The sequence below is a fragment of the Sphingomonas sp. LH128 genome (assembly GCF_000293195.2).
GTDB classification, from domain to species: Bacteria; Pseudomonadota; Alphaproteobacteria; order Sphingomonadales; family Sphingomonadaceae; genus Novosphingobium; species Novosphingobium resinovorum_A.
Map to the genome: position 1 here is coordinate 1 of NZ_ALVC01000458.1, position 1,354 is coordinate 1,354.

Genomic DNA, 1,354 nt, shown 5'->3' on the forward strand with positions numbered 1-1,354 from the left:
GGCCCGGCGCGACCGGCGGTGGCATACATTCATGCGCGCGGCCGCGGGCATGCTGAAGCGCGCCAGCAGCTAGTCGGCTATCGGGGGATCCTCCAAGTCGACGGCTATGGCGCCTACAAGACGCTGGTCCGCAAGGGGGCGGAAGGGGTTGTGCTGGTCTTTTGCCTTGCCCATGTCCGTCGCAAGTTCGTGGACGCCTACCGTAAATCCCCGTCGCCGGTGGCCGCCGCGATCATCGGCCTGATCGGCGAGGTCTACGCGATCGAGGCCCGGGTGCGTGCCGGCAATGCCGCAGATCGGTTAGCGGCCCGCCAGGCGGAAACCTGTAAGGTGATGGCTACGATCAAAACGCAGATCGACGACATGCTGCCCAGGCTCTCACCCAAATCCGATCTGGCAAAGGCGATGCGCTACACCCTCAACCACTGGAAGGGCCTGACGCTATTCCTGGAAGACGGGCGTGTCGAGGTCGATACCAACACCGTCGAGCGAGGGATGAGAAATGTTGCCCAAGGTAGAAAGTCGAGCCTTTTTGCGGGGAGCGAGGAAGGAGCCCGGACCTGGGCGGTGCTTGCCTCGCTTCTCCAGACTGCTCGCCTCAATGGCCTCGATCCCTACACCTGGCTCAACGATGTGCTCGAGCGGATCGTGAATGAGGAGGTGATGATCAACGATCTGCACAGCCTGTTGGCATGGAACTGGCGCCCTGCGACTGATCGGCTAGAAGCGCTGGCAGCATGAGCTTCAAACGTCAAACCGCATCCGGCAGAACGCTCTCATTAGAGCAGCTCGAAATCTGGCTCGATACGCTTGATCCGCCGGTCGCCGGTGTCTCCTCGATCGATGGCTTCCTCGCGGCGTTGGCTGCCGGCCCGTCCATCATCAATCCGGACATATGGCTCAAGAGCATCCTGCGCGAACACGTCCAAAGCGCCCGATCGGCACCCGCGCGCCGAACGATCCTTAAGCGCTACAACCAGATCTGCATCGAGCTTGCCGAGTGCCCTGAGGTCTATGCGCCGATCTATATGCGGACCGAGGACGGCGAGGTCCTGCTGGAAGACTTTGCCAATGGCTTCTTCACCGCAATGCATCTGGACATGGACGCATGGAAGCCCTTCGTGTCTGATCGAGACTTCGGCCTGCCGCTTGCAGCTATCCTTGGCCAAAGCACGATCATCGATGGCATATCATGGATCGACCAGCTCCAGGATCCTCTCGCAAATCAGGCTCTTGCAGATACCTGGCGGATGATCCCCCAGATCATCTCCTTCATCCATGGCCAGTGTGCCTTTGCAAGAACCCTGACCGTACACTGAAGCCTCTCCACATCCCACGTGGGGTCGAAGCAGCG

General features: G+C 60.6%; 2 protein-coding genes. Both read left to right on the plus strand.

Going from position 1 to position 1,354, the window contains the following annotated elements:
• Window positions 1–741 (plus strand): IS66 family transposase (gene tnpC, locus LH128_RS28200; protein WP_008833113.1); only part of this gene is annotated, 741 nt, incomplete at its 5' end.
• Window positions 738–1,319, plus strand: a complete 582-nt coding sequence (locus LH128_RS28205; protein ID WP_008828249.1) for a UPF0149 family protein — start codon at window positions 738–740, stop codon at window positions 1,317–1,319. The genes tnpC and LH128_RS28205, both read left to right, overlap by 4 nt.
• The last annotated feature ends 35 nt before the right edge of the window (window positions 1,320–1,354 follow it).